The 514-nt window shown below is 74.5% G+C and carries 1 protein-coding gene; it reads left to right on the forward strand.

Going from position 1 to position 514, the window contains the following annotated elements:
- The coding region (locus AOQ53_RS35560) for an MFS transporter (protein WP_148640424.1) at window positions 1-514 on the forward strand (514 nt) is incomplete at both ends.

Below are 514 nucleotides of genomic sequence, written 5' to 3' on the forward strand. Positions count from 1 at the left end.
GTCTGGTCGCGCCGGAGAAGAAGTCCCAGGCCGTGGCGATCATGTTCGCCGGGCTGACGGTCGCGAACGTGCTGGGCGTGCCGTTCGGCGCGCTGGTCGGTGAACGCTGGGGCTGGAGGGCGGCGTTCTGGGCGGTCACCGCGATCGGCGTGCTCGCTCTGGCGGGAATCGCCGCGTTGGTGCCCGCGTGGGCGGGCCGGGTGCCCCCGGCCACAGGGGCGGACCCGGCACTGCCCAAGCCGGCAGCGGGAACGGACGAGGCCGCGTCGGACCCGGTGCCGCCCAGCGGGCTGCGCGCGCAGGTGCGGGCGTTCCGGTCCTGGCAGGTCTGGCTGACGCTGGCGGCCACCGCGCTCAGCTACGGCGGGATGTTCGGCGCGTTCAGCTACATCGCCTACACGTTCACCGAGGTCAGCGGCTTCGCCCAGGCGGACGTCGCCTGGCTGCTGATGGTGTACGGCGTCGGACTGGTCGTCGGGAACCTGGCCGGCGGGCGCGCGGCCGACCGCGACCG

Source organism: Streptomyces azureus (genome assembly GCF_001270025.1).
In the GTDB taxonomy this organism is placed as follows: Bacteria; Actinomycetota; Actinomycetes; order Streptomycetales; family Streptomycetaceae; genus Streptomyces; species Streptomyces azureus.